We start from the raw sequence: 23,534 nt of genomic DNA on the forward strand, positions 1-23,534 counted from the left end.
ATCCTTAGCGGGTGAAGACAGCCACGCGTCCCGCCTACCGCCCGTACGTCGCCGAGGTGAAGGACGCACGCCGGCTGTCGCCGCACTTCGCGCGCATCACGTTCACGTCCCGCGACTTCGAGGTCTTCGGGACCGACCGCCGCGACCAGCGCGTCAAGATCGTGCTTCCCGGCCCCGACGGCACCCTGTGCGACATCGGGCAGACCGACCCCGCGGCGATCGACAACGGCGAGTGGTACACGCGCTGGCGCGACCTGCCGGACGAGGAGCGGATGCCGTTCCGCACCTACACCGTGCGTCGGATCGACCCCGAGGCCCTCGAACTGGACATCGACTTCGTCCTGCACCACGACGCCGGCCCCGCGGGTGCGTGGGCCGAGGCCGCCGCGGTCGGCGACCGCATCATCGTCGTGGGGCCCGACGCCCGCAGCCCGGAGTCGGCCCAGGGCATCGACTTCCACCCCGGCACCGCGCAGCGGCTCCTGCTCGCCGGCGACGAGACCGCCGCTCCCGCGATCTGCGCGATCCTCGAGGGACTCGCCCCGGGGTTGGTCGTGGACGCTTTCGTCGAGGTGCCCAGCATCGACGACGCGCTCCCGGTGTCCACCGGCACCGCACGCGTGAACTGGCTCGCCCGCGACGACCGTCCCCACGGTGAGGCCCTCATCGAAGCGGTGGAGGCCTGGACCACGGCATCCGGAGACGTCCTCGCGCGCGCCGCCGCTCCCCGCCCGCAGGAGTTGGACGACATCGACGTCGACGTCGACCTGCTGTGGGACAGCCCCGCCGACTCCGAGGGGGAGTTCTACGCCTGGATCGCGGGGGAATCGCAGACGATCAAGGTGCTGCGGCGTCTGCTCGCGCAGGGGTGCGGTGTCGACCGGAAGCGCGTGGCGTTCATGGGCTACTGGCGCGCCGGTCAGGTCGAGCGCACGGGCTGAGCCGCATCGCTTCGAGCGGTGCGGGCGGCGCCTGGGCGGCGCGCCCGGCGGCTGCGGGCACTTCTCAGCGCACGGCCTGCTCGGGCTCGACCAGCGTGTGGTGGCGGCCGATCGGGATGACCATGGGGCGCCCCGTCAGCGGGTCGGGTACGACGCGGCTGTCGAGACCGAACACCTCGCGGACCGTCGGCTCGGTGATGACCTCACCGGGGTCGCCCGCCGCGACCACACGTCCGCCGGCCATCGCGACGAGGTGGTCCGCGTAGCGAGCGGCCAGGTTGAGGTCGTGCAGCACCATCGCCACGGTGGTCCCGCGCTGGCGGTTGAGGTCGGTCAGCAGGTCGAGCACATCGATCTGGTGACTGATGTCGAGGAACGTCGTCGGCTCGTCCAGGAGCAGCACGTCCGTCTCCTGCGCGAGCGCCATCGCGATCCACACGCGCTGACGCTGTCCGCCGCTGAGCTCGTCGACGTGCCGATCGGCGAGGTGCGCCGTGTCGGTCGCCTCGAGAGCGCGGGCGACGGCGACGTCGTCGGCCCGGGTCCACCGCGCCAGCGCGCCCTGGTGGGGGTGGCGACCGCGGCTCACCAGGTCGGAGACGGCGATGCCGTCGGGGGCGACGGGCGACTGGGGGAGCAGGCCCAGGACGCGCGCGACCTGCTTCGTGGGCATCCGATGGATGGCCTTGCCGTCGAGCAGCACCTGCCCCTCCGTCGGCGTGAGCAGGCGCGCCATCGCCTTCAGCAGCGTCGACTTCCCGCACGCGTTCGCGCCGACGATCGTCGTCACGCGCCCCGGCGGGAGCCGCAGATCGAGCGAGTCCACGATCGTGCGGTCGCCGTAGCCGAGGGTGACGGCCTCGGCACGGAGATTGCGCTCTACGGTCATCGGCGGGCTCCTCGGGCGGTGTGGCGGACGGGCGAGGAGACCGGTGTGTGCTCGGTGGTCATAGCGTGGTTCCTCCGGATCGACTGCTGCGCATGAGCAGGTAGATGAGATAGGGCGCTCCGAGCACGCCGGTGATGACGCCGACGGGGAGTCGTGTACCGAACGCGTACTGTGCGCAGAAGTCCGAGACGAGGACGAGCAGCGCTCCGACGAGCCCTGCGGGCAGCACGGGAGATCCCACCGGGCCCAGGATGCGCACGGCGATGGGACCGGCCAGGAACGACACGAACGCGATCGGCCCCGCCGCCGCGGTTCCGAAGGCGAGCAGGCCCACCGCGGCGACGATGAGCAGAAGTCGACTGCGTTCGACCGGGAGGCCGAGGGCGGCTGCGGTGTCGTCACCCATCCGCAGGATCTCCAGGCGCCGGGCCAGCACGAGAAGCACGGGCCCAAGGACGACCACCGCGCACACGACCGGGAGGGCACGGTCCCACGTGGCGTCGTTGAGGTTGCCGGTGATCCATCGCATCGCGGCGGGAAGGTCGTACTCCGCCGCGCGCGCGATGACGTACGACACCACTGCCTGGCACATCGCGGCGACTCCGATCCCGACGAGGATCAGCCGGGCTCCTGACCCGCCGTCGCGGTAGGCGAGCAGGTAGATCGCGAGAGCGGCGCCGAGGGCGGCGACCATGGCGAGGAACGACACCGTCGTCTCGCCGAGCCCCAGGACCACGATGCCGATGACGGCGGCTGCGCTCGCGCCCGTGTTGATCCCGATGACGTCGGGGCTGGCGAGGGCGTTGCGCAGCATCGTCTGGAACACGACGCCTCCCATGCCGAAGCACAGGCCGGTGAACAGGGCCGTCATGGCGCGCGGAAGGCGCAGCTCACCGACGGTGAACGAGGCGCCCGGCACGCGCTGACCGGTGAGGACGCCCCACACCTCGGCGGGGGAGTAGTTCGTCTGGCCCAGCATGAGCGACAGCGCGAACGCGGCGATCACGAGGAGGGCCAGGATGCCGGTGACCAGCGTCCAACGGGTGCGACGGCGCCGCCGGCCGGCGATGACGGAGGTCAGGGCGGCCGCCGGTGCGGCGGTGAAGGTCACGCTCACAGGGCACGCATCCTTTGGCGGCGGACGAGGGCGATGAAGAACGGCGCGCCGACGAGCGCCGTGACGATGCCGACCTCGATCTCGTCGGGGCGGGCGACGACACGACCGATGACGTCGGCGAGTGTGAGGAGGACGGCCCCGCCGAGGGCGGACACCGGGAGGAGCCATCGGTGGTCCACCCCGACGACGAGCCGGATCATGTGCGGGACGATGAGTCCGACGAACCCGATGGGTCCAGCGACGGCGGTCGCGGCACCGCAGAGGATGACCGCGCCGGCGGACGACATCAGGCGGGCGGTGCGCACGCGGGCGCCGAGACCGGCGGCGAGCTCGTCGCCGAGCGCGAGGGTGTTCAGCGCCGACGCGCTCGCGAGGCAGATCACGAGCCCGACGAGCAGGAACGGCAGCACCTGGAGGATCGTGTCGGCGGTCGCGCCGCCGACGCCGCCGATCTGCCAGAACCGGAACTCGTTCATCACGTTCACGCGCGGGAGCAGGATGGCGCTCGTGAGGGAGCTGAACGCGACCGCCGTCACGGCTCCGGCGAGGGCCAGGCGCAGAGGTGTCGCCCCGCCGCGCCCGAGCGATCCGACGGCGTAGACCAGGACCGCGGCGGCTCCGGCACCGATCATGCCGACCCAGATGTACGCCGTGGCGGAGCCGAGCCCGAAGAAGGCGATGCCGACGACGATCGCCAGGCCCGCACCGCCGTTGATGCCGAGGATCTGCGGGTCGGCGAGAGGGTTGCGTGTCGCGCCCTGCAGGACTGCTCCGGCGGCGGCGAGTGCCGCCCCGACGAGGATCGCGAGGAGCGTGCGCGGTACGCGCTTGGCGACCGCCGCTGCGGACGCAGTGTCGGTGGAACCGGTGAGCCCCGCCCACACATCCGCGGGGGAGACGTCGCGTGCGCCGAAGGTCACGGAGAGCACCGCTGCGGCGACGAGGACGAGCACCAGAGCCGCCACCCCCACGACCCGCCGCCGCCCCCAGCGACGCGGACGGGCGTCGCCGGGGGCGGTCGAGGTCGGAGCGAGAGCGGTCATCGTGCCGACGTCGCGAGGATCCGCATCAGGACGAGGCCTTCTCGGCGGCCGCTCCGACGAGACCGATGTATTCGTCACCGTAGCTCGTACCGATGTTCAGCGGAGTCGGCGTGATGGCCGAGGAGAGCGTCGAGCCGCTCTCGATCACGGCGATCGCGCCGTTCGCCACCGCCGGGATCTTCGACAGCAGCGGGTCGGCCTGCATCGCGGCGATCATGCCGTCTGCGCCGTAGGCGACCATCATCTCGACGTCGGTGAAGTTCTCGATCTGCTCGGTGCTGGGCGTGAACCAGAAGGTCTCGGACGCTGCCGACTGCGAAGCCACGTACGAGGACGGCACGAGCCCGAGCTCCTCGAGGTAGCCCATGCGGGGGTCGAGCGTGTTGTAGAAGCCGAGGGTCGACAGGTTCGTCGGATCGAAGTAGGTCAGGAGCGACTTCTTCCCGGCGATGGCGGGGTACTTCGCCGCCTCGTCCGCGATGTGCTGTTCCTTGTCGGCGACCAGCTTCTCGGCCTCGTCCTTCAGCCCCAGGGCCGTGCCGTCGAGAACGGTCATGTCCTGCCAGGTGGTGCCCCAGGCGACGCTCTGGTACGTCACGACCGGCGCGATCTTGGTGAGGGTGTCGTACTGCTCCTGCGTCATGCCCGAGTAGGCGGCGAGGATGACATCGGGCTGTGCGTCGGCGATGGCCTCGTAGTCGTAGCCGTTCGTCTCGTCCATGAGCGTGGGCGTCTCCGCGCCGAGCTCGGCGAGCTTGTCCTTGGTCCAGGGCAGCAGGCCGTCGCCGTCTTCGTCGCCGTAGGTCACCTTGGGCATCGCGACCGGAACGATGCCGAGAGCCAGTGCGACGTCCTGGTTGCCCCAGTCGACCGTGACGACGCGTTCGGGCTTGGCTTCGATCGTCGTGTCGCCGAAGACGTTCGTGAGCGTGAGGGGGAAGCTTCCGTCCGCCGTCGTGGAGCCCTCCGAGGCGCCCGGGGAGGCGGAGGTGCCGGCACAGCCGGTCAGGACGAGGGCCGTGGCGGCGGCGAGAGCGGCCAGCGCGCGGAAACGGGACACAGAGGGCCTCCTGCGGGTTAGGTAAGGATAGGCTTAGTTTAGATCACGGCCCGCTGCCGACCGCAAACCGGGATGCCGTCCGGCCTCGGAAACCTCTCGACGGCGAGGTAGTTTCGCGTCGCCGTATACTGGGTGGCTGGCCATCATCGGCCGTTTCTCCCTTTCCTCTAGCGAACGGACGTCTGCTGTGCTCGCCGTGCACGATCTCGAGATCCGCGTCGGCGCGCGCGTGCTGATGTCGGAGGTGTCGTTCCGCGTCTCGGACGGCGACAAGATCGGTCTCGTCGGCCGCAACGGTGCCGGCAAGACGACGTTGACGAAGGTGCTCGCCGGAGACCTGCTCCCCTCGGCCGGCGGTGTCGACCGCAGCGGTGAACTGGGCTACCTGCCGCAGGACCCGCGCTCGGGCGATCCCGAGATGCTCGCGCGCACCCGGATCCTCGACGCTCGCGGGCTCGGAACTCTTGCCCTCGGGATGCAGGAGGCCTCCCTCGCGATGGGCAGCGACGACCCGGCGGTCGCCGCGAAGGCCATGAAGAAGTACGCCAACCTCACCGAGCGTTTCGAGGCCCAGGGGGGCTACGCGGCCGAGGCCGAGGCGGCATCCATCGCCCACAACCTCTCGCTGCCGGACCGGATCCTCGACCAGCCGCTGAAGACGCTGTCCGGCGGACAGCGCCGTCGCATCGAGCTCGCGCGCATCCTCTTCTCGGACGCGCAGACGATGATCCTCGACGAGCCGACGAACCACCTCGACGCCGACAGCGTCGTGTGGTTGCGCGAGTTCCTGAAGGGGTACAAGGGCGGACTCATCGTGATCTCGCACGATGTCGAGCTCGTCGGCGAGACGGTCAATCGCGTGTTCTACCTGGATGCCAATCGCCAGGTCATCGACGTCTACAACATGAACTGGAAGAACTACCTGCGCCAGCGGGTGGCCGACGAGGAGCGCCGTAAGAAGGAGCGCGCCAACGTCGAGAAGAAGGCCACCGCCCTCCAGCAGCAGGCCGCGCGATTCGGTGCCAAGGCGTCCAAGGCCGCCGCCGCCCACCAGATGGTCGCGCGCGCCGAGAAGATGCTCAAGGGCCTGGATGACGTCCGCCAGGACGAGCGGGTGGCGAAGCTCCGGTTCCCCAAGCCCGCACCGTGCGGCAAGACGCCGCTCATGGCATCCGGCCTGTCGAAGTCGTACGGGTCGCTCGAGATCTTCACGGACGTCGATCTCGCGATCGATCGCGGCTCGCGCGTGGTGATCCTCGGCCTCAACGGCGCGGGGAAGACGACGCTGCTGCGCATCCTCGCCGGCGTCGACAAGCCCGACACCGGGCAGCTCGAGCCCGGCCACGGCCTCAAGATCGGCTACTACGCGCAGGAGCACGAGAACCTCGACGTGAACCGGTCGGTGCTGGACAACATGATGTCCGCGGCGCCCGACATCACCGCCACCGAGGCGCGGAAGGTGCTGGGTTCCTTCCTGTTCGTCGGCGACGACGTGCTGAAGCCGGCCGGCGTGCTCTCGGGCGGAGAGAAGACACGACTGTCCCTCGCGACGCTCGTGGTCTCGTCCGCGAACATGCTGCTGCTGGACGAGCCCACGAACAACCTCGACCCCGCCTCGCGCGAAGAGATCCTCGGCGCGCTCGCGCATTACGAGGGTGCGGTCGTGCTCGTCTCGCACGACGAAGGGGCGGTCGAGGCGCTCAACCCCGAGCGCGTCCTCATCCTCCCCGACGGAGTCGAAGACATCTGGGGCCGGGACTACGCGGATCTGGTGACGCTGGCGTAACGTCGCCGGACGGGTGCTCCGGAGGCCGCTCGCCGCGCAGCGACCCGGGATCAGCGCGCGTCGAGCAGCGCGTCCTCGTCGGCCCCGTCGCGGTCGCGTGGGCGCTTGCGCGCGCGGTGCGCGGCGACCGGGTCGAGCTTGGTGCGGCCGGGCGCGGGCGGCTCCTCGCCGCGCTCGCGCGCGTCCTCGATCTCCTCGCGGCGGATGCGGCGCTCGCTGACGATGACGTAGGCGAGGAAGCCGAAACCCATCACGGCGAACAGGATCCACTGGATCGCATACGACAGGTGCGGCCCGGGGTCGTCGCTGGGCGGGTCGATCGGCAGCGGAGCCTGCGCGGGAGCCGGGTCCTCCGACACGAGGAGACCATAGGCGCCGGGCTCGAGGGCGCCGGTCTGCTCGGCGACCAGTCCGAGGTTGATCGTGGGCACCTGCCCGACCTCGGCGGTGCGTCCCGAGGCGGGCACCGGCTCGCCGGGACGCAGTCGCACCACGACCTCCACCGGACCGCTCGGGGGTGCGGGGATGGCATCCGGTTCGGGCTGGCGATCGCCCGGTGGCAGCCACCCGCGGTCGACGAGGAGGACGCGGCCGTCGTCGAGGCGGAACGGCACGAGCACCTCGTACGCGGCGGATCCGCCGTGGGCGCGGTTGCGCACCAGCAGCTCTTCGTCGGCCTCGTATTCGCCGGTCAGCCGGACGGGGCGCCACTCGTCGCCCGGGTCGAGCTCGCCTCCGGGTGCGAGCAGGTCGCCGAGGGCGACCGGTTCGGCGTCGTAGTTGTCGGCGACCAGCCGCAGCTGCTCGGAGCGCTCCGCGTTGCGCGAGAACTGCCAGTTCGACAGGAATCCGCACGCGATGGCGAACAGGATCGCGACTCCGACGTAGGCGGCCCACCTCGCGGCCGCCGGCATGCTGCGCGCGCTCACGCCGGGTCACCCGCCAGGGCGGCGACCTCGACCGGGAAGTCGCGGGCTCTCAGGAACTCCCGCAGATACGCCACGTGTTCGTCGCACGCGACCCAGGTCTTGCGCCGGTCAACGGGGTGGATGCGCGGGTTGCGCCACCGGATCGCCCACGCGGCCTGTGCGCGACAGCCGGCGCGGGAGCATTCGACGGTGTCGCCGGTCACGACCGCTCGTCGCGCGGCTGCTCGAGGCGCGGGGTCTCGGCGATACGGATGACGGTCGGAGCCTCGGCGGCCGGGGCGCTGGGGGTCGACGGTGCCGCCTCGATCATGCGTTCCGGGTTCACGGCACCGGACACCGCGGCATCCTGCCCCACGTTCGCCACGATCACGGCGAGATAGGGGAGGAAGATCGCACCCGCGGCGAACACGAACGTGTACCAGCCGTACGGGGTCACCACGGCCATCGCGACGAAGCACGCGATGCGGATCCCCATCATCACCATGTACTTGGCGAAACGGGATCCGGCGTCGTCCCGCGGGGCCTGCGGGAGCGACGTCGCTGACTGGGCGCGGGTCGATGTCTTCACGGTGAACCCAGGGTACGCCCGTCGGGCGGGGGCCGGTCGCGATTAGGCGCCGTATCGAGAGGAGTTGCTCGCGGCGATCCCCACGCCGATGAACAGCAGCACGACCACGGACACGACGAGGAATCCCACGCCCACCCAGCCCACGATCGTGCCGGCCAGCGCCATGCCGCGGCCCTTCTCGCCCGTGCGCTTGATCTGTGCGAGCGAGATGTGTCCCGTCACGACCGCCGCGATCGGACCGATGACCGGGAGCACCCACAGGAAGCCGGCGATGGATGCCACGAGCGAGATGATCGCGAGCACGTTGGTGCGCACGGCGGCCCCGTATCCGGTGCCGTACGGCGCGGAGCCGTAGGCGGGGCCGCCCGGGGCGCCGTACGACGGCGCGCTCGGGGCCGCCGGGGCGTCGTAGATCGGCGACGCGGGCGGGCCGTAGGCCGGGGGCGCCTGCGGAACGCCGTACGCGGGGGCGGGCGGGGCGTCGCCGGCCGGGGCTGCGGGGGAGGGCGTGTCCGTCGTCGGAGCCGGCGGGACAGGCGGAGCGGGGGGAACGGTCCGCGGTGCCGCCTCGGGTGCTCCGGGGGCCGTGGGCGTGTCGTCTCCGCTGCGGGGTGCGGGGGTCTGGTCGTCGCTCACGGGTGTCCCTTTCATCAGACTGGCCTCCAGCGTTCCAGCGCCGTGCGGGCCGTGTCAAACGCCCGGGGAGACGGGCGGTGCGGGGTCGTCGGTAGGCTGGGCCGGTTCCGTCCCTCGCACTGCAGGAGTCTCACATGTCCCAGGACCGCGTCGTCGTCGTCACCGGAGGAAACCGCGGCATCGGGCGGGCCATCGCCGAACGCTTCGTCGCCGAGGGGTGGCGCGTGGCGGTCACGGCACGGTCGGGCGAGGGCCCCGAGGGGACGCTCACGGTGCGCGCCGACGTCACCGACGCCGCAGCGGTGGACGCCGCGTTCACACAGATCGAAGCGGAGCTCGGCCCGATCGCCGTGGTCGTGGCCAACGCGGGCATCACCAAGGACACCCTGCTGCTGCGAATGAGCGAGGACGACTTCGACAGTGTCGTGTCCACGAACCTCGGCGGCGCGTTCCGCGTCGTCAAGCGCGCCTCGAAAGGCATGCTCAAGGCGCGATGGGGCCGCGTCATCCTCATCTCGAGCGTGGTCGGCCTCTACGGCTCGGCGGGTCAGATCAACTACGCCGCCTCGAAGAGCGCCCTGGTGGGCTTCGCGCGATCGCTGACGCGCGAGCTCGGCGGCCGCGGCATCACGGCGAACGTGGTGGCTCCCGGCTTCATCGAGACCGACATGACCGCCGAGCTCCCGGCCGACACCCAGGCGGATTACAAGAAGAACATCCCCGCGGGGCGTTTCGCGTCGGCGGACGAGGTCGCCGGGGTGGTGACCTGGCTCGCCGGGGATGACGCCGCGTACATCTCGGGTGCCGTCATCCCCGTCGACGGCGGCCTCGGCATGGGGCACTGAGGAGAAGATCTCTCCTCAGCGCACGGCCTCCCGGAGCGTCTGGGCGAAGGCCTCGGGCTGCGAGAACTGCGGCCAATGGCCGGAGCCCAGCGTCACGACCTCGGTGTCCCGTATCGCATCGAACTCGTCGGCCCACGCCCCCCACTCCGCCAGCGCGGCGTGGACGGCCTCGGCGTCGAGCTGTCCGGACAGGACCGTGACGGGGATGCCGTGGCGCCGGTCGTCCGTGAGAGGGAGAGGATCGGTGGGCACCGCTCCGGGCACGTCGACGGCTCGGGCGGCGACGCGTCGGCGCGTCTCGTCGTCGAGGTCGGCGACGTCGGGCTCATCGAAGAAGTCCCACCCGGGGAAGGGCACCACGCCGTCGCGGACCGGGAACTCGGAGATCATGGCGCCCGGCGGCGGCGGCATGGTGTCGACGAACACCACGCGGTGAACACGATCGGCACGCGCATCGGCGGCGCCCCACACGACGTTGCCGCCGCCGGAATGCCCCACGAGCACGACGGGTCCTTCCGCCGCGTCGATCTCATCGACGACGGCGGCGACCCAGTCGTCGATGCGGGCGTCGGAGGCGGCCGGGAGGGTCAGCGGGTGCACGCGGTGCCCCGCCTCGGTGAGCGCCGGTGTCACGGCATCCCACGACGATGCATCGAGCCAGAGGCCCGGAATCAGAATCACGTCCATGACGTCACTCTAGGGACGGCCTCCGACACGCGAAGCGTCCGGTCTCAGCGCGGCAGCAGCGCGATGACCTCGGCGAGGTCCACGCGCCCGATCACCAGGTCGGCGTTCGCACGGACGGCGGGCTTCGCATTGAACGCGAGCCCGAGACCCGCGGCCTCCATCATGAGCAGATCGTTGGCGCCGTCGCCGATCGCGAACGTCCGCCCCATCGGCACACCGTGGTCGGACGCCCACCGACGCAGGGTGTCGGCCTTGGCCGCGGCATCCACGATCGGGCCGTCGACCTCTCCCGTGAGCGCGCCGTCGGCGACGACGAGTCGATTGGCGCGCCACACATCGACGCCCAGATCCGGCGCCACCGTGTCGAGCACCTCGTGAAAGCCACCGGACACGACGCCGACGCGCCCGCCACGGCGGTGCACGGCATCGATCAGATCCCGCACGCCCGGTGTCGGTTCGATGCGCGCGACGGCGCGCGCGAAAGCCTCGACCGGGACTCCGGCCAGCGCGGCCACGCGCGAGCGCAGGCTCGCGGCGAAGTCGACCTCGCCGCGCATCGCCGCCTCGGTCGCCGCGGCCACCTCGGCGCCGCGGCCGGCTTCGTCGGCGAGGAGTTCGATCACCTCGTTGCGGATGAGGGTGGAATCGGCATCCAGGACGACGAGGAAACGCGCGGGCACGGCCTCGACCCTAGCGTGTCACCGGGAGACGCATGCGACACCGATCGTCGACCGCGCGCGTAGGCTCGACGCGTCCCCGAATGCCGCCGAAAGGATCTCCATGGCCGACGTCGAGAGCTTCACGCTGGACCACACCGCCGTCCTCGCCCCGTACATTCGCCTCATCGGCACCGAGTCGGGTCCGCGCGGCGACGTCATCTCGAACTTCGACGTGCGCCTCGTGCAGCCGAACGAGGGAGAGATCCCCACGGCCGGCATCCACACGATCGAGCATCTGCTCGCGAGCCTGCTGCGCGACCGCATCGACGGCGTCATCGACATCTCGCCGTTCGGGTGTCGCACCGGGTTCCACCTCATCATGTGGGGCGAGCCCGACCTGGGCGACGTCGTCACTGCGGTCACCGACTCGCTGCGCGCGATCGCCGAAGACGTCGAGTGGGAGGACGTCCCCGGCACGGATGCCTTCAGCTGCGGCAACTACCGCGACCACAGTCTGCACACGGCACGCGAGTGGTCGAAGGCCGTGCTCGCCCAGGGCATCAGCCGCGACGCCTTCGCGCGCGTGGGCGTCTGACGACCCGCGACCCCGCACGCGGAAGGGGCGGTGACCATCGCGGTCACCGCCCCTTCCGGCATCCGGGATCAGCTTTGGACGCGGACGTCCTTGCCGACGACGGTGATGCCGGTCTCGGTGACGGTGAACCCGCGGGCGAGGTCGCGCTCGCGGTCGACGCCGATCGTCGCGCCCGGGGCGAGGGTCACGTTCTTGTCGAGGATGGCGCGGTGGATGCGGGCTCCCGCACCGACCTGCACCCCGTCGAAGAGCACGGAGTCGGTGATCGTCGATCCGCCGCCGGCGAGCGCCCAGGGACCCACGACACTGCGCTCGAGGTGCGTGCCCGAGAGCACCGACCCGAGCGAGACGATCGAGTCGATCGCGTTGCCGATGCGGCCGACCGAGTCGCGCACGAACTTCGCCGGCGGCGCGTTGAAGGTCTGCGAGTAGATCGGCCAGTCGGTGTTGTAGAGGTTGAAGATCGGCAGCGTCGAGATGAGATCCATGTGGGCGTCGTAGAACGACTCGATCGTGCCGACGTCGCGCCAGTAGGACCGGTCGCGCGGCGTCGAGCCCGGAACATCGTTGCGCTGGAAGTCGTAGACCGCAGCCTCGCCGCGGTTGACGAAGTACGGCACGATGTCGCCACCCATGTCGTGCGCCGACGTCGGCAGCTCTCCGTCGTGCGTCACCGCCTCCACGAGCGCGTCGGCATCGAAGATGTAGTTGCCCATGGAGGCGAGCACCTCGTGGGGGGCGTCCGCGAGCCCTGTCGGGTTCTGCGGCTTCTCGAGGAATTCGCGGATCATCGTGGGGTCGCTCGGATCGGTGTCGATGACACCGAACTGGTTCGCCAGCGAGATCGGCTGGCGGATGCCGGCGATCGTCGCCCGCGCGTCGGAGGCGATGTGCGCGTCGAGCATCTGTGCGAAGTCCATGCGGTAGACGTGGTCGGCCCCGATGACGACGACGATGTCGGGCTTCTCGTCGCGGATGAGGTTCATCGACTGCAGGATCGCGTCGGCCGAGCCGGAGAACCACCGCTTGCCGAGGCGCTGCTGGGCGGGGACGGATGCCACGTACGAACCGAGCATCGGGGACATGCGCCACGTCTGGGAGATGTGACGGTCGAGACTGTGCGACTTGTACTGCGTGAGCACGACGAGCTGCCGCAGGCCCGAATTGATGAGGTTCGAGATCGCGAAGTCGATCAGGCGGTACTGGCCGCCGAAGGGGACGGCCGGTTTCGCGCGGTCGGCCGTCAGGGGCATGAGACGTTTTCCCTCGCCGCCGGCGAGGATGATTCCGAAGACCTTCGGCGCTGCAGGCATGGCACAACACTAGGGGGCGAGTGCGATCGCGGGAACCGGCGCGCGGTGGGGGTTGCGCTGCGCTACGGTTCGTCTCATGCGCGTCGACGTCGTCACCAAGGAGTACCCGCCGGAGATCTACGGGGGAGCGGGTGTCCACGCGACCGAGCTGGTGCGGGCCCTTCGCGCCGAGGGCACCGAAGTGCAGGTGCGGGCCTTCGGCGCCCCGCGTGATGAGGCCGACACCACCTCCTACGCGGTGCCGACGGAACTGGCTTCCGCCAATGGCGCGATCCAGACGCTCGGCACCGACCTCGAGATCGTCTCCGACGTCGCCGGCGCCGATGTCGTGCACTCGCACACCTGGTACGCGAACTTCGCCGGTCATCTCGCCTCGTTGCTGCACGGCATCCCCCATGTCGTCACGGCGCACAGCCTCGAACCGCTGCGCCCGTGGAAGGCCGAGCAGCTCGGCGGTGGGTACGCCGTGTCGAGCTACATCGAGAAGACCGCCTACGAGGGCGCTGCGGCCGTGGTCGCGGTGAGCGAAGGCATGCGCGCCGACATCCTGCGCAGCTACCCGTCGCTCGACCCCGACAAGGTGCGCGTGATCTACAACGGCATCGACACCGAGGCGTGGCATCCGGTCTCCGATCCGGACGTGCTGGCACGCTTCGGGATCGACCCCGCCCGTCCGTCCGTGGTGTTCGTGGGGCGCATCACTCGTCAGAAGGGGCTGCCGTACCTGTTGCGCGCCGCCGAGCAGCTGCCGCCGGACGTGCAGCTGGTGCTGTGCGCCGGAGCGCCCGACACTCCGCAGATCCTCGCCGAGGTCGAGGGGCTCGTGCGCGGGCTCCAGGAGACCCGCGACGGCGTCGTGTGGATCGACGAGCTGCTGCCGCGTCACGAGCTGTGCGCGATCCTCACGGCTGCGACGACCTTCGTCTGCCCGTCGGTGTACGAGCCGCTCGGCATCGTGAACCTCGAGGCCATGGCGTGCGGCGCGGCGGTCGTCGGCACCGCGACCGGAGGCATCCCCGAGGTCGTCGTCGACGGCGTCACGGGGCGCCTCGTGCCCATCGAGCAGGTGCAGGACGGCACCGGTACCCCCGTCGATCCCGAGCGTTTCGTCGATGACCTCGCCCGGGTGCTCACGGAGGTGGTGACGGATGTCACCCGCGCGACGGAGTACGGCGAGGCCGGGCGCCGACGCGCGATCGAGGATTTCAGCTGGACCGCGATCGCGCAGACCACCGCGGCGCTGTACGCCGAGGTCGCGGGGCGGTAGACGCGCTGTCTCCAACGCTGTCCCCGGGTCGGGGTGGCGCGCCGTTGCCGGTGGGCTCAGGCCGTTAGGCTGGACGCATGCCGCAGGTTCTGGAGTTCTCCGACGTCGTCGTCCGCCGGAACGCCCGGGACATCGTGTCCCACCTCGACTGGACCGTCTCGGACGATGAACGCTGGGTGATCCTCGGGCCCAACGGCGCCGGGAAGACCACGGTGCTGCAGCTGGCCGACACCCTTCTGCACCCCACGGCGGGGACGGTGACCATCCTCGGGGAGCGTCTCGGGCGTACCGACGTGTTCGAGCTGCGTCCGCGCATCGGCTTCGCCTCGTCCGCGATGGCGCGCCGCGTGCCGCCCGAGGAGACGGTGCTCGACGTCGTGCTGACCGCCGCGTACTCGGTGACCGGCCGCTGGCGCGAGGAGTACGACGACATCGACGAGCGTCGCGCGCTCCGCGTCCTCGCGGAGTGGCGCCTCGACCACCTCGCCGACCGCACGTTCGGGACGCTGTCCGACGGCGAGCAGAAGCGCGTCCAGATCGCGCGCGCCGTCATGACCGACCCCGAACTGCTGCTGCTGGACGAGCCGACCGCGAGCCTCGACCTGGGCGCCCGCGAAGAGCTGCTGTCGCTGCTGTCGGGTTACGCGCAGGCGCCGACCACCCCGGCGATGATCATGGTGACCCACCACGTCGAGGAGATCCCCGTCGGCTTCACCCACGTGCTGCTGCTGCGCGACGGCGAGGTCGTGGCATCCGGGCCCCTCTCGGAGGCGCTCACGGCCGAGAACCTCAGCGCGACGTTCGGTGTGCAGATCACCTTGACGCAGGATGCCGGCCGCTACGCGGCGCGCGCGTCCTGAGCGTCGTCGACTCGCGTCGTGAGCGGGCGCCGGGCCTGGTAGACTTGCCCTTTGGTGCCTCCGGCGCCGCAGACTTTGACCGTCCTGGCAGAATCCAGGGCACCACTTCTCAAAGGACCTCCCATGAAGACTGACACCCACCCGGACTACCGCGCCGTCGTGTTCCGCGACCTCGGCTCGGGCGAGACGTTCCTCACCCGTTCGACGGTGACGAGCGACAAGACGATCGAGCTCGACGGTGTTGAGTACCCCGTCATCGACGTGGAGATCTCGTCCGCCTCGCACCCCTTCTACACGGGTAAGCAGCGCATCATGGACTCGGCCGGTCGCGTCGAGAAGTTCAACCAGCGCTTCAAGAACTTCGGCTCCCGCTGAGTCGCGGAGTTCCTCGCCGGAAGCCCTCGTCCTTCGGGACGGGGGCTTCCGTCATTCGTGGGGTGTGAGCGGCTGCCGGGGTGGTCACGGGGCGGCGGCGGGTGTGAGCGGCTTCGCGGGGTACTCGCGCAGCACGAGCGCCGTGGTGACCGGGCCGAAGCGCGCGAGAGAATCCACGACACGTTCCAGCCGCGCCGCATCGACGCAGTGGACGTCGAAGATCAGACAGTCCTCGCCGGTGACACGGAGAGTCGAGGTGACCTCCGGGGTCTGAGCAGCCAGCTGGATCGCGGCACTCAGCTGTGCGTGGGTCGTGCGCAGTCGGATCACGGCGCGGATGTTGAGTCCGACCGCGGCGGGGTCGAGGACGGCGCGGTACCCGGCGATGACCCCCGCCTTCTCGAGGCGGAGGATCCGGGCGCTGGCGGCGGGCTGAGACAGGCCGACGCGCCTGCCGACCTCGGCGCCGGTCAACCGCCCGTCCTCCTGCAACAGCGCCAGGATCTGCCGGTCGACGCGGTCGAGTGATTCCATCGTCTTCTCCTCCTCGGGCTTTGCAAGCGCTTGCCGGGCGTGCTGCCCGCCGATGATCTCATCATCATGGTTCCGCGGGACGTCATCGAGGCGCCCGATCGGCGACCAAGGGAGAAGGAGCGGGATGATCGGCTACGTGGTGGTGCCCGGGATCGACGGATCGGATGTCGCGCACTGGCAGTCGCGATGGGAGCAGGGCTGGGGGGAACGGGCGGTGCGGATCGAGCCCGCCTCGTGGTCGGTTCCCGAGCTCGACGACTGGGTCGCCGCGGTGGAGCGTGCCGCGGACCTCCTCGCGCCGCGCGTCGACGGCATCGTGCTGGTGGCCCACAGCCTGGGGTGTTGGGCCGTCGCGGAATGGCTCGCCGCGACGGCGCACCGACCGCTCGGGGTTCTGCTCGTCGCGCCGCCGGATCCGTCGGGCACCGCCTTCCGGTCGATCGTGACGGCCGGATTCCTCGAGGTGACGGCCCGCCCGCTGCCGGTCGCGACCGTGCTGGTCGCCAGCTCCGACGACCCGTATTGCGGCGTGGAAGCGGCCCGGGAGCTCGGGCGTCAGTGGGGGAGCACGGTCGAGGTGATCGCCGCGGGCGGCCACCTCAATTCCGCCAGCGGGCTGGGGGACTGGCCTCGAGGGAAGGAGTCTTTGGCGCGATTGACCGTGCGGTGAGGAGCGGCCGGTTCTCCGCCGTCGGCACCGTGCGCCTCAGACGTCGTGCGCCTCAGACGTCGTGCGCATCCGGCGTCCTGCGCCTCAGGCGTCGACCGGAGACCCGGAGCTGATGGCGCCGATCGCCCGGGGGATGCCGAGATCGTCGCGGCGGTCGGCCCACATACGCTGGCTCTCGCGGGTGCGCGTGATCTCCTCGCGGCCGAGGTCGGCGACGGCGAGCCCTGCAACGCCGTCGACGGCGGCGATGCGCCGGCCGGACGGGTCGAAGACCGCCGAGCCGCCGATGAAGTCGTGCGGGGCGCCGACGAGGCCGCTGAACACGACGTACATGCCGTTGTCGAGCGCGCGGGCGGCGTAGCGGAGGTCCCGGCGGTCGGCCCCGCCCGGGAAGTACGCGCCGCTGTTGACGTACACGTCCGCTCCCGCGGCGGCAGCTGCGGCGGCGTGCTCGGGGAAGTCCGCGTCGTAGCAGACCGAGAGCGCGATGCGCAGGTCGTTCACGACGAACGAGAACCCGCCGTCACCGGCGGCGAAGACGGCGCGTTCGCTGTCGTACAGGTGCTGCTTGTCGTAGGCCACGAGCGGGGCTCGGCCGGGCGCGACGATGACGTCGGTGAGCGTGCGGCGATCGCCGCGGTCGAGCGCGGTGTTGAGGATCGCGACCATGCCGGTGCGGTCGACGGCTCGCTGGATCGGGGCGAACCAGTCGGTGTCGGCGGCGGAGGGTAGCGGGCCGGCGAAGGCGGACTCGTCGTATCCGGTGGTGAACGCCTCAGGGAACACGATGACGTCGGCGCGGTGCTCGGCGGCGAGGTCGATCCATCGCACCGCTTCGGACAGGTTGGCCTCGAGGTCGCCGGGCGTCGCCTCGGCTTGGACGGTGGCGATGCGGACGGTCACTCGGGGATTCTCGCAGGTGCGGGGCGCGACGGACGCGACGGGTCGGGGCGCGAGGCGTGTTCGCGGGGGAGATCCATGCCGGGGAGCGTACCGCGGTCGGCGGAGGGAGTCCGGATGCCGGACGGTCGATGTCGACGCAGGCCAGGGGCGGCAATGCTCGTGGGTCACCGCTGAGCCGGTGGAGAGCTTCGTTGAGGTACGGCCGCGTCGGCCCGCCGTCGATCTCCGCTAGAACGGCGGCGGATCGGCGTCGATGTGCGCCCCGAGGGGCGTCGTCCACGCCAGGTCGCCCGTGTCCGGGTCGCGGCTGGCGGCCCAGCGCGTCTCGTGGCGCATGCGGTGGTGGTGGCGGCACTCGGGGTCGAGGTTGTCGTCGTGTGTGGCGCCGCCCTCGCTCCAGGCGTGGAGGTGGTCGAGGTCGCAGGCCCGCGCCGAACGACCGCAGCCGGGGAAGGCGCACGTCGGGGACGTGACACCGAGCCAGCGGCGCAGAGCAGTCGGCACGCGGTATGTCGTGCGGTCGAGCGCGAGCGGCGTGCCCGTCACGGGGTGCGTGAGCACGCGGATCCACGATGTCGCCTCGCCCGCGAGTCGGCGGGCGGTGTCGAGGTCGATGGGGCCATAGCCGTCGAGGGTCGCCGGGGCGTTGTCGGCGCCGAGCAGGGTGAGGGCGGGGATCGTGATGATCACGCTCGGGGTGCCCGAGGCGGGGGTACGGCGCGGGGCCGCTGCTGTACCGGCGCCCTCGGTCCCGGCATCCGCTGTCGAGGGCGGGTCCGCTGCGGCAACCGAGGCCGTCCCCGCTCCCGCGAGGAGATCCGCAAAGGCATCTGCGCGGAGCTGCGCGAGCGTGCGGTCCTCGCCCTCGGCGGTGGCGAGATGGCGTGCGGTCCGATCGAGGTGGGTCATCGCGGCAGCCGCGCGATCGGCGGGGAGGAACGCGGTGAGCGTCGCCATGCCGTCGAGTTCGGCGGTCATCCACACGCCGCGGTCGGCGCGAGCGCGCTGGTGCCGGGTCTCGACGGACTCGGCGTGCACACGCTCGCGGAGGACCCGGGCCGACGTCGCGAAGCGGGCGGGGGAGAGACGGAGAGCCCGGTCGCGCGCGCCCGTGTCGAACGCCTGCCACGTCGCGCGGTCGGCGGGGAGGGTCGCGGCGAGCCGCGCGGTCTCGATCGCGTGACGTTCCGACACGCGCCCGTCGGCGAACGCCGTCCAGACCTGCGGACAGCGTTCGCGCAGCACGGCCGCCTGCGCGGCGCGCGTCCGCACGGTCTGCTCCGCGAGGCGCAGACGAACCGCGATCTCGGCGACGGCGGCGCGTTCGGCCATGTCGAGCCGATCCCGCCGCACCGCGGCGACCGTACGCCCGCGCGGATCGTGCCACAGCCCGTCGAGCGTCGGATCGGGACCGACCCACGGTTCGGGGTCGTCCGCGGCGCCCTGCAGCACGCGCAGGATCAGGTCGTACTCGGCGGCCGCCGCCCGGTGCCGAGCGGCGGCGCGGTCTTCGAGACGCTCCAGCAGGAGCGCGGGATCGGCCGGCGACGAGTCGTGCTCCGCTGCGTCACCGTCGTCGAGGAGCCCGAGCGCGACGGCCCACGCGGAATCGGCGTCCGACTGCAGCTCGTCACCCTCGGGCCACGGAATCCCGGACCATGCGTAGGTCGGGTGCGACCGATCTCGAGGGGGTGCCGGGAAGTCCACGTTCGAACGCTAACGAGGGGGTCCGACATCGCCGCGAGCGAGGATCTGCGGCCCCGCAAACCTGGGCCCCGCCCACCCTCGTTCAGCGGATCGGCCACGCCCCGTCGAGCGGGGGAGCCTCGGCATCCAGGCGTCCGATCTTCACGAAGTATTCCGTGAGGCTGGCCGCCTGAGCGCGCGCCCACGCGATCTGCCGTGTGTGCAGCTCGTCGACGGTCGGCGGGAGCCACGCGGCGTACCGCTCGGCCAGCGCGAGCGCGAGGCGCCCGGCGGCCACCGCGTCGGCGCACGCTTCGTGGGCGGTATCGAGCGGCACGGCGTAGTGCGCAGCGACATGCGTGAGCGTGCGCTTGCCGCGGCGGTACCGGTCGTACGTCTTGTCGACGACGAGCGGATCGATCACCGGCGAGGGAGCATCGATCGGCCGGATGCCATGACGCAGCGCTTCGAACTTGAGCATCGAGAAGTCGAACGGCGCGTTGTACGCCACGACCGGGATGCCGGCGTCGAATAGCGCGCGCAGGGCCTCGACGACCTCGGAGACCACCGTCGCCGCCGGCGCGCCTTCGGCGCGAGCGCGCTCGGTCGTGACGCCGTGGATGGCGGCGGCCCCGGCGGGGATCGCGACGCCGGGGTCGGCGATCCAGTCGCGCGCATCGATGACGTGGCCGTCGGCGTCGAGCACTCCCACGTGGGCGGTGACGATGCGGTCGTGCACGACATCCACCCCGGTCGTCTCGAGGTCGAACACGCCGACGACGCGCGCCCACTCCGGGGTCTGGAACAGAGGGAGCGGCTCGGCCTGCCACGTGGTCATGCGCTCAGGTTAGGGCGGGGCACCGACACGGCCGACGAGGCGCTCCGCGCGGGCGAGGCGACAGGACCGACGCCCATCCGGATGCCCGCCTAGAATCGACGGGTGCCGAACCCTTACGCCCCGCTCCTGGCCGAGATCCCGGTCCAGCGGCGCACGGCCGAGGTCCTCGGCGGCACGACGGCGTACTGGACGTACGGCGACGAGGACGCTGCGACCACGATCGTCGCGGTGCACGGGTTCCGCGGCGAGCATCATGGGCTCGAGCCGGTCGTGGCGCATCTGCCCGGCATCCGGGTCATCTCTCCGGATCTCCCCGGGTTCGGCGAGACGGCTCCGCTGCCGGGCCGCGCGCACGACCTCGACGCGTACGCGGACTGGCTGCGCGCGTTCGTGGAGTCCGAAGCGCCGGGGGCGGTCGTCCTGGGGCATTCGTTCGGCTCGATCGTGGCGTCTGCCGCGGTCGCCGGGGGACTCGCGACGCCGCGGCTCATCCTCGTCAACCCGATCGGCGCGCCGGCCCTCGAGGGGCCCCGTGGAGTGCTGACGCGCTTGGCGGTCTTCTACTACCTCGCGGGCGCGCGCCTGCCCCGCGCGCTCGGCGACGCGCTGCTGCGCAACGCCCTGATCGTGCGCGTCATGAGCGTCGCGATGGCCAAGACGCGCGAGCCCGCGCTGCGGCGCTTCGTGCACGAGCAGCACGACACGTACTTCTCCCGCTTCGCCGACCGCGACGTGCTCCACGAGGCGTTCGTCACGAGCGTCTCGCACGACGTGCGCGCGTTCGCGCCCCGCATCGCGCAGCCGACGCTGCTCATCGCCGCCGAGAAGGATGACATCACCCCCATCGAGGCCGAGCGTCACCTCGCGACGCTCTTCCCGGATGCCGAGCTGGTCGAGATCCCCGCGGTCGGACACCTGATCCACTACGAGACGCCCGCCGCCGCGGCATCCGCGATCCGCGAGTTCCTCGCGCGCTGACGCTCCGCGGGCCGACGCCTGTCTTCGGCGCTGACGACGCTAGGCGGGCTGGTCCGCCTTGCGTCGGCGGTACGCGTTGACGTTCATGCGGTTCCCGCAGTTCCCCGCGTCGCAGTAGCGCTTCGAGCCGTTCTTGGAGAAATCGACGTACACCCCGCTGCAGTCGTCGGCGTCGCACACCCGCACGCGCGCATACTCGTCGGCGCGGATCACATCGACGAACGCCATCGCCGCCTCGACCAGCATGCGCTGGGCGAGCGGGTCGGAGGGGTCGGAGGCGTGGATGTGCCAGTCGAACCCGTCGTGCCGCACCAGTTGGGGGAGCGCTTTCCCGTCCCGGAGCATCGCGTTGACCAGCGGCACCGACCCGTCGCGATCGACCGTCCACAGTTCGTGGATTCGCGACCGGATGCCGCGCACCGCCGCCAGCTCCCGGTCATCGCGAGTGCGCGAGCCCGTGTAGCCGTGCCGGGTCGCGAAGTCCTCGAGCTGATCCGCCGAGACCAGCGTGTCGACCCCGGTCGTGTCGGTGTGGGGGAGCGTGTTGACCAGCTCGACCGTGGCGCGGAGGACGAGCTCGGTGTCACGGATGAAGACCATGTTGACTCCTGACAGGCGAAGGCTCTACTGTCACGAGTGTAAACGTTATTGACTCCTGACAGCGGGCTTGCATGACCACTTCTTCCGTCGCCCTCCCACGCCTGGCCCACCACGGCTCCGGCGCCGTCACCGGCCTCCTGATCGCCGTCGCGTCGGCGCTGGCGTTCTCCTCGAGCGGCCCGTTCGTCAAGCCACTGCTCGAGGGTGGTTGGTCGCTCGGCGCGGTCCTGCTGGTGCGCATGGGGGTGGCATCCCTGCTGCTGTCGCCCGCGCTCATCCGCGCGGTGCGTCGTCAGCCGGGATTCCTGCGACGCCACGGGACGACCATCGTCGCGTTCGGGCTGACGGCGGTCGCCGGATGCCAGGTCTTCTACTTCGCGGCGATGCAGCGCATGCCGGTCGCCGTCGCCCTGCTGATCCAGTACATCGCGCCGGTTCTGCTCGTGGTCGCCGTGTGGGCGCGGACACGGCGGGCGCCCTCGAGGCTCGTGATGATCGGTTCCGTCGTGGCGATGGCGGGCCTCGTGCTCGTCGTGGACATCAGCGGCGCCCGGTTCGATCTGCTCGGCACCCTCTTCGCCCTGTGTGCCGCGGTGTGCTCGGCGGCGTACTTCGTCATCGCCGCCCGCGCGGGCGATCAGCTGCCGCCGCTCGCGCTCGCGGCGGGCGGCCTGGTGACCGGAACGGTCATCATGGGCGTGCTCGTGGCCGTCGGCGTCCTGCCGTTCGCGGCGCCCGCCATCACGGTGCCCCTGCTGGGGATGGAGGTCCCCGGCATCCTGCCCCTGCTCTGGGTCGGGGCTGTGGCGACGACTGTCGGTTACGCGCTGGGCGTGATCGCCGTCCCGCTCATCGGGTCTCGAGTGGCGTCGTTCGTCGGGCTCAGCGAAGTGCTGTTCGCCCTCGGATTCGCGTGGCTGCTGCTGGGCGAGACGCCCGCGCCGGTGCAGTTCGTCGGGGGAGCGGTGCTGCTGGTCGGTGTCGTGCTCGTGCGGCTGGATGCCGGTGATCCGGTCGAGCCGCGAACCGAGACGGCGAGCGTACCGGTGGTACCGGCACCCTGATCGGGTGGGGGGAGTCGCGAGACGCCCCGCAGCGCGTCCGTGGTCGACGGCCACGAACGCCCACGGTCAGAGCCCGTCGCGTGCCAGGTCCATCAGAGGGCCGACGCGGTAGCCGATGACCTCGCCCATGACGAGCGACGTCTCGGTGCGCTCGACGCCTTCGATCGAGAGGATCCGGGCGTCGGTGTCGAACAGGTGCTGCGTGTCGCGGCAGGCCACGCGCACCAGCAGATCGACCTGGCCGCTCAGCCCGTGCGCCTGCAGGACCTCGGGCACCTCGGCGAGCGCCTCGCGGATCGCGGGAAGCTCGGCTTGACGCACCGTCACCTGCAGGAACGCCTCGATCGGGAAGCCCAATGCCTCGGCCGACAGCGTCCGCTCGAACGACAGGAACACCCCGCCCTTCTCGAGGCGGCTCATGCGCGCTTGCACCGTGTTGCGGGAGAGGCCGAGCTTCTCGGCGAGCGCCACCACCGTGGCGCGGGGATCGTGGGACAGGGCGCGGAGGAGGTCGAGGTCGACCGCGTCGAGCTTGGTCATGCTGCGAAACATTAGCAGGACGGCGGGTCACCGCAATGTGCACATTGCTGAATATGTCTCGGAGGTCTTGAGCGGCCTGCCCGCCACGCGTACGGTCGGCCGTGTCGGCGACGCTGCCGGCGCCCGGACCGCCCGCTCCCACGAGGACCGC

The 23,534-nt window shown here is 71.1% G+C and carries 27 protein-coding genes; 10 read left to right on the forward strand and 17 right to left on the reverse strand.

The window, feature by feature from the left end:
• Window positions 1-11: 11 nt before the first annotated feature.
• Window positions 12-941 carry a siderophore-interacting protein gene (locus LL239_RS18070; protein ID WP_228164094.1) on the forward strand — a complete coding sequence of 310 codons (930 nt, stop codon included), beginning with the start codon at window positions 12-14 and terminating at the stop codon, window positions 939-941.
• A gap of 64 nt (window positions 942-1,005) precedes the next feature.
• Here the strand turns inward: LL239_RS18070 and LL239_RS14195 are convergent, their stop codons facing one another.
• From LL239_RS14195 to LL239_RS14210, 4 genes are read right to left on the reverse strand one after another with little or no spacing between them, the layout of a single operon-like run.
• Window positions 1,006-1,830 (reverse strand): ABC transporter ATP-binding protein, encoded by an 825-nt coding sequence (locus LL239_RS14195; RefSeq protein ID WP_228164095.1) that lies wholly within the window; start codon window positions 1,828-1,830, stop codon window positions 1,006-1,008.
• A 58-nt stretch (window positions 1,831-1,888) separates the two neighbouring features.
• Window positions 1,889-2,947: a FecCD family ABC transporter permease gene (locus LL239_RS14200; RefSeq protein WP_228164096.1), complete on the reverse strand. Its 1,059-nt coding sequence runs from the start codon at window positions 2,945-2,947 to the stop codon at window positions 1,889-1,891.
• Entirely contained in the window at window positions 2,944-3,990 is a 1,047-nt protein-coding gene (locus LL239_RS14205; protein WP_228164097.1) for a FecCD family ABC transporter permease, read from the reverse strand. The genes LL239_RS14200 and LL239_RS14205 overlap by 4 nt, the downstream gene beginning before the upstream one ends.
• Before the next feature lie 25 nt (window positions 3,991-4,015).
• Window positions 4,016-5,050, reverse strand: a complete 1,035-nt coding sequence (locus LL239_RS14210) for an iron-siderophore ABC transporter substrate-binding protein (protein WP_228164098.1) — start codon at window positions 5,048-5,050, stop codon at window positions 4,016-4,018.
• A 187-nt stretch (window positions 5,051-5,237) separates the two neighbouring features.
• Here LL239_RS14210 and LL239_RS14215 point away from each other — a divergent pair, with 187 nt between their 5' ends.
• A complete protein-coding gene (locus tag LL239_RS14215; RefSeq protein ID WP_228164099.1) occupies window positions 5,238-6,836 on the forward strand; it encodes an ABC-F family ATP-binding cassette domain-containing protein in 1,599 nt (532 codons plus the stop codon).
• Window positions 6,837-6,886: 50 nt separating this feature from the next.
• Here LL239_RS14215 and LL239_RS14220 read toward each other — a convergent pair whose 3' ends face one another.
• Genes LL239_RS14220 through LL239_RS14235 form a run of 4 tightly spaced genes read right to left on the reverse strand, consistent with a single transcriptional unit; the run spans window position 6,887 to window position 8,969 of the window.
• Window positions 6,887-7,750 (reverse strand): SURF1 family cytochrome oxidase biogenesis protein, encoded by an 864-nt coding sequence (locus LL239_RS14220; protein WP_228164180.1) that lies wholly within the window; start codon window positions 7,748-7,750, stop codon window positions 6,887-6,889.
• A gap of 11 nt (window positions 7,751-7,761) precedes the next feature.
• A complete protein-coding gene (locus LL239_RS14225; RefSeq protein ID WP_228164100.1) occupies window positions 7,762-7,968 on the reverse strand; it encodes a hypothetical protein in 207 nt (68 codons plus the stop codon).
• Window positions 7,965-8,333, reverse strand: a complete 369-nt coding sequence (locus tag LL239_RS14230; RefSeq protein ID WP_228164101.1) for a DUF3099 domain-containing protein — start codon at window positions 8,331-8,333, stop codon at window positions 7,965-7,967. Before LL239_RS14230 ends, LL239_RS14225 begins: the two co-directional genes overlap by 4 nt.
• A 42-nt stretch (window positions 8,334-8,375) precedes the next feature.
• On the reverse strand, window positions 8,376-8,969 hold the full coding sequence (locus LL239_RS14235; RefSeq protein ID WP_228164102.1) for a DUF4190 domain-containing protein: 594 nt from the start codon (window positions 8,967-8,969) through the stop codon (window positions 8,376-8,378).
• A 134-nt stretch (window positions 8,970-9,103) separates the two neighbouring features.
• Here LL239_RS14235 and fabG point away from each other — a divergent pair, with 134 nt between their 5' ends.
• Complete coding sequence (gene fabG / locus LL239_RS14240; protein WP_228164103.1) at window positions 9,104-9,814, forward strand: 3-oxoacyl-ACP reductase FabG; 711 nt, start codon at window positions 9,104-9,106, stop codon at window positions 9,812-9,814.
• A 15-nt stretch (window positions 9,815-9,829) separates the two neighbouring features.
• On the opposite strand, the gene LL239_RS14245 is transcribed toward fabG, so the two are convergent.
• Complete coding sequence (locus LL239_RS14245; protein WP_228164104.1) at window positions 9,830-10,501, reverse strand: alpha/beta fold hydrolase; 672 nt, start codon at window positions 10,499-10,501, stop codon at window positions 9,830-9,832.
• A 44-nt stretch (window positions 10,502-10,545) separates the two neighbouring features.
• Entirely contained in the window at window positions 10,546-11,181 is a 636-nt protein-coding gene (serB, locus tag LL239_RS14250; RefSeq protein ID WP_228164105.1) for a phosphoserine phosphatase SerB, read from the reverse strand.
• Window positions 11,182-11,281: 100 nt separating this feature from the next.
• Between serB and LL239_RS14255 the strand changes: the two genes are divergently transcribed.
• Entirely contained in the window at window positions 11,282-11,755 is a 474-nt protein-coding gene (locus tag LL239_RS14255) for an S-ribosylhomocysteine lyase (protein ID WP_228164106.1), read from the forward strand.
• 68 nt (window positions 11,756-11,823) lie between these two features.
• On the opposite strand, the gene glgC is transcribed toward LL239_RS14255, so the two are convergent.
• Window positions 11,824-13,068 carry a glucose-1-phosphate adenylyltransferase gene (gene glgC / locus LL239_RS14260; protein ID WP_228164107.1) on the reverse strand — a complete coding sequence of 415 codons (1,245 nt, stop codon included), beginning with the start codon at window positions 13,066-13,068 and terminating at the stop codon, window positions 11,824-11,826.
• 76 nt (window positions 13,069-13,144) lie between these two features.
• Here glgC and glgA point away from each other — a divergent pair, with 76 nt between their 5' ends.
• From glgA to LL239_RS14275, 3 genes are all read left to right on the forward strand, one after another.
• The gene (gene glgA / locus LL239_RS14265) at window positions 13,145-14,335 is read left to right on the forward strand and encodes a glycogen synthase (protein ID WP_228164108.1); all 1,191 of its coding nucleotides are present in this window, start codon (window positions 13,145-13,147) and stop codon (window positions 14,333-14,335) included.
• Window positions 14,336-14,412: 77 nt separating this feature from the next.
• Window positions 14,413-15,195 carry an ABC transporter ATP-binding protein gene (locus tag LL239_RS14270; RefSeq protein ID WP_228164109.1) on the forward strand — a complete coding sequence of 261 codons (783 nt, stop codon included), beginning with the start codon at window positions 14,413-14,415 and terminating at the stop codon, window positions 15,193-15,195.
• Between the two features lie 123 nt (window positions 15,196-15,318).
• The gene (locus LL239_RS14275) at window positions 15,319-15,570 is read left to right on the forward strand and encodes a type B 50S ribosomal protein L31 (protein WP_228164110.1); all 252 of its coding nucleotides are present in this window, start codon (window positions 15,319-15,321) and stop codon (window positions 15,568-15,570) included.
• 84 nt (window positions 15,571-15,654) lie between these two features.
• Here LL239_RS14275 and LL239_RS14280 read toward each other — a convergent pair whose 3' ends face one another.
• On the reverse strand, window positions 15,655-16,104 hold the full coding sequence (locus LL239_RS14280) for an Lrp/AsnC family transcriptional regulator (RefSeq protein ID WP_228164111.1): 450 nt from the start codon (window positions 16,102-16,104) through the stop codon (window positions 15,655-15,657).
• Window positions 16,105-16,228: 124 nt separating this feature from the next.
• Here LL239_RS14280 and LL239_RS14285 point away from each other — a divergent pair, with 124 nt between their 5' ends.
• Window positions 16,229-16,774 carry an RBBP9/YdeN family alpha/beta hydrolase gene (locus tag LL239_RS14285; protein ID WP_228164112.1) on the forward strand — a complete coding sequence of 182 codons (546 nt, stop codon included), beginning with the start codon at window positions 16,229-16,231 and terminating at the stop codon, window positions 16,772-16,774.
• Window positions 16,775-16,858: 84 nt separating this feature from the next.
• Here the strand turns inward: LL239_RS14285 and LL239_RS14290 are convergent, their stop codons facing one another.
• From LL239_RS14290 to LL239_RS14300, 3 genes are all read right to left on the reverse strand, one after another.
• Window positions 16,859-17,677, reverse strand: coding sequence for a carbon-nitrogen hydrolase family protein (locus LL239_RS14290; RefSeq protein ID WP_228164113.1), 819 nt, complete (start codon window positions 17,675-17,677; stop codon window positions 16,859-16,861).
• A gap of 228 nt (window positions 17,678-17,905) precedes the next feature.
• On the reverse strand, window positions 17,906-19,384 hold the full coding sequence (locus LL239_RS14295; protein WP_228164114.1) for an HNH endonuclease signature motif containing protein: 1,479 nt from the start codon (window positions 19,382-19,384) through the stop codon (window positions 17,906-17,908).
• A gap of 82 nt (window positions 19,385-19,466) precedes the next feature.
• Window positions 19,467-20,201 (reverse strand): exonuclease domain-containing protein, encoded by a 735-nt coding sequence (locus tag LL239_RS14300; RefSeq protein ID WP_228164115.1) that lies wholly within the window; start codon window positions 20,199-20,201, stop codon window positions 19,467-19,469.
• Between the two features lie 102 nt (window positions 20,202-20,303).
• Between LL239_RS14300 and LL239_RS14305 the strand changes: the two genes are divergently transcribed.
• Entirely contained in the window at window positions 20,304-21,179 is an 876-nt protein-coding gene (locus LL239_RS14305; protein WP_228164116.1) for an alpha/beta fold hydrolase, read from the forward strand.
• 39 nt (window positions 21,180-21,218) lie between these two features.
• On the opposite strand, the gene LL239_RS14310 is transcribed toward LL239_RS14305, so the two are convergent.
• Window positions 21,219-21,779, reverse strand: coding sequence for a CGNR zinc finger domain-containing protein (locus LL239_RS14310; protein WP_228164117.1), 561 nt, complete (start codon window positions 21,777-21,779; stop codon window positions 21,219-21,221).
• Window positions 21,780-21,850: 71 nt separating this feature from the next.
• Between LL239_RS14310 and LL239_RS14315 the strand changes: the two genes are divergently transcribed.
• Window positions 21,851-22,843, forward strand: coding sequence for an EamA family transporter (locus LL239_RS14315; protein WP_228164118.1), 993 nt, complete (start codon window positions 21,851-21,853; stop codon window positions 22,841-22,843).
• A 66-nt stretch (window positions 22,844-22,909) separates the two neighbouring features.
• Here LL239_RS14315 and LL239_RS14320 read toward each other — a convergent pair whose 3' ends face one another.
• On the reverse strand, window positions 22,910-23,383 hold the full coding sequence (locus LL239_RS14320; RefSeq protein WP_228164119.1) for an Lrp/AsnC family transcriptional regulator: 474 nt from the start codon (window positions 23,381-23,383) through the stop codon (window positions 22,910-22,912).
• Between the last annotated feature and the right edge of the window lie 151 nt (window positions 23,384-23,534).

The sequence above is a fragment of the Microbacterium testaceum genome, from assembly GCF_020781835.1.
In the GTDB taxonomy this organism is placed as follows: Bacteria; Actinomycetota; Actinomycetes; order Actinomycetales; family Microbacteriaceae; genus Microbacterium; species Microbacterium testaceum_H.

Excerpts from the sequence above, each read along its gene's own strand:
- LL239_RS14195 (WP_228164095.1), bottom strand. The coding sequence starts at position 1,830 with ATGACCGTAGAGCGCAATCTCCGTGCCGAGGCCGTCACCCTCGGCTAC.
- LL239_RS14205 (WP_228164097.1), bottom strand. The coding sequence starts at position 3,990 with ATGACCGCTCTCGCTCCGACCTCGACCGCCCCCGGCGACGCCCGTCCG.
- LL239_RS14220 (WP_228164180.1), bottom strand. The coding sequence starts at position 7,750 with ATGCCGGCGGCCGCGAGGTGGGCCGCCTACGTCGGAGTCGCGATCCTG.
- fabG (WP_228164103.1), top strand. The coding sequence starts at position 9,104 with ATGTCCCAGGACCGCGTCGTCGTCGTCACCGGAGGAAACCGCGGCATC.
- LL239_RS14245 (WP_228164104.1), bottom strand. The coding sequence starts at position 10,501 with ATGGACGTGATTCTGATTCCGGGCCTCTGGCTCGATGCATCGTCGTGG.
- LL239_RS14255 (WP_228164106.1), top strand. The coding sequence starts at position 11,282 with ATGGCCGACGTCGAGAGCTTCACGCTGGACCACACCGCCGTCCTCGCC.
- glgC (WP_228164107.1), bottom strand. The coding sequence starts at position 13,068 with ATGCCTGCAGCGCCGAAGGTCTTCGGAATCATCCTCGCCGGCGGCGAG.
- glgA (WP_228164108.1), top strand. The coding sequence starts at position 13,145 with ATGCGCGTCGACGTCGTCACCAAGGAGTACCCGCCGGAGATCTACGGG.
- LL239_RS14270 (WP_228164109.1), top strand. The coding sequence starts at position 14,413 with ATGCCGCAGGTTCTGGAGTTCTCCGACGTCGTCGTCCGCCGGAACGCC.
- LL239_RS14275 (WP_228164110.1), top strand. The coding sequence starts at position 15,319 with ATGAAGACTGACACCCACCCGGACTACCGCGCCGTCGTGTTCCGCGAC.
- LL239_RS14280 (WP_228164111.1), bottom strand. The coding sequence starts at position 16,104 with ATGGAATCACTCGACCGCGTCGACCGGCAGATCCTGGCGCTGTTGCAG.
- LL239_RS14285 (WP_228164112.1), top strand. The coding sequence starts at position 16,229 with ATGATCGGCTACGTGGTGGTGCCCGGGATCGACGGATCGGATGTCGCG.
- LL239_RS14300 (WP_228164115.1), bottom strand. The coding sequence starts at position 20,201 with ATGACCACGTGGCAGGCCGAGCCGCTCCCTCTGTTCCAGACCCCGGAG.
- LL239_RS14310 (WP_228164117.1), bottom strand. The coding sequence starts at position 21,779 with ATGGTCTTCATCCGTGACACCGAGCTCGTCCTCCGCGCCACGGTCGAG.
- LL239_RS14315 (WP_228164118.1), top strand. The coding sequence starts at position 21,851 with ATGACCACTTCTTCCGTCGCCCTCCCACGCCTGGCCCACCACGGCTCC.
- LL239_RS14320 (WP_228164119.1), bottom strand. The coding sequence starts at position 23,383 with ATGACCAAGCTCGACGCGGTCGACCTCGACCTCCTCCGCGCCCTGTCC.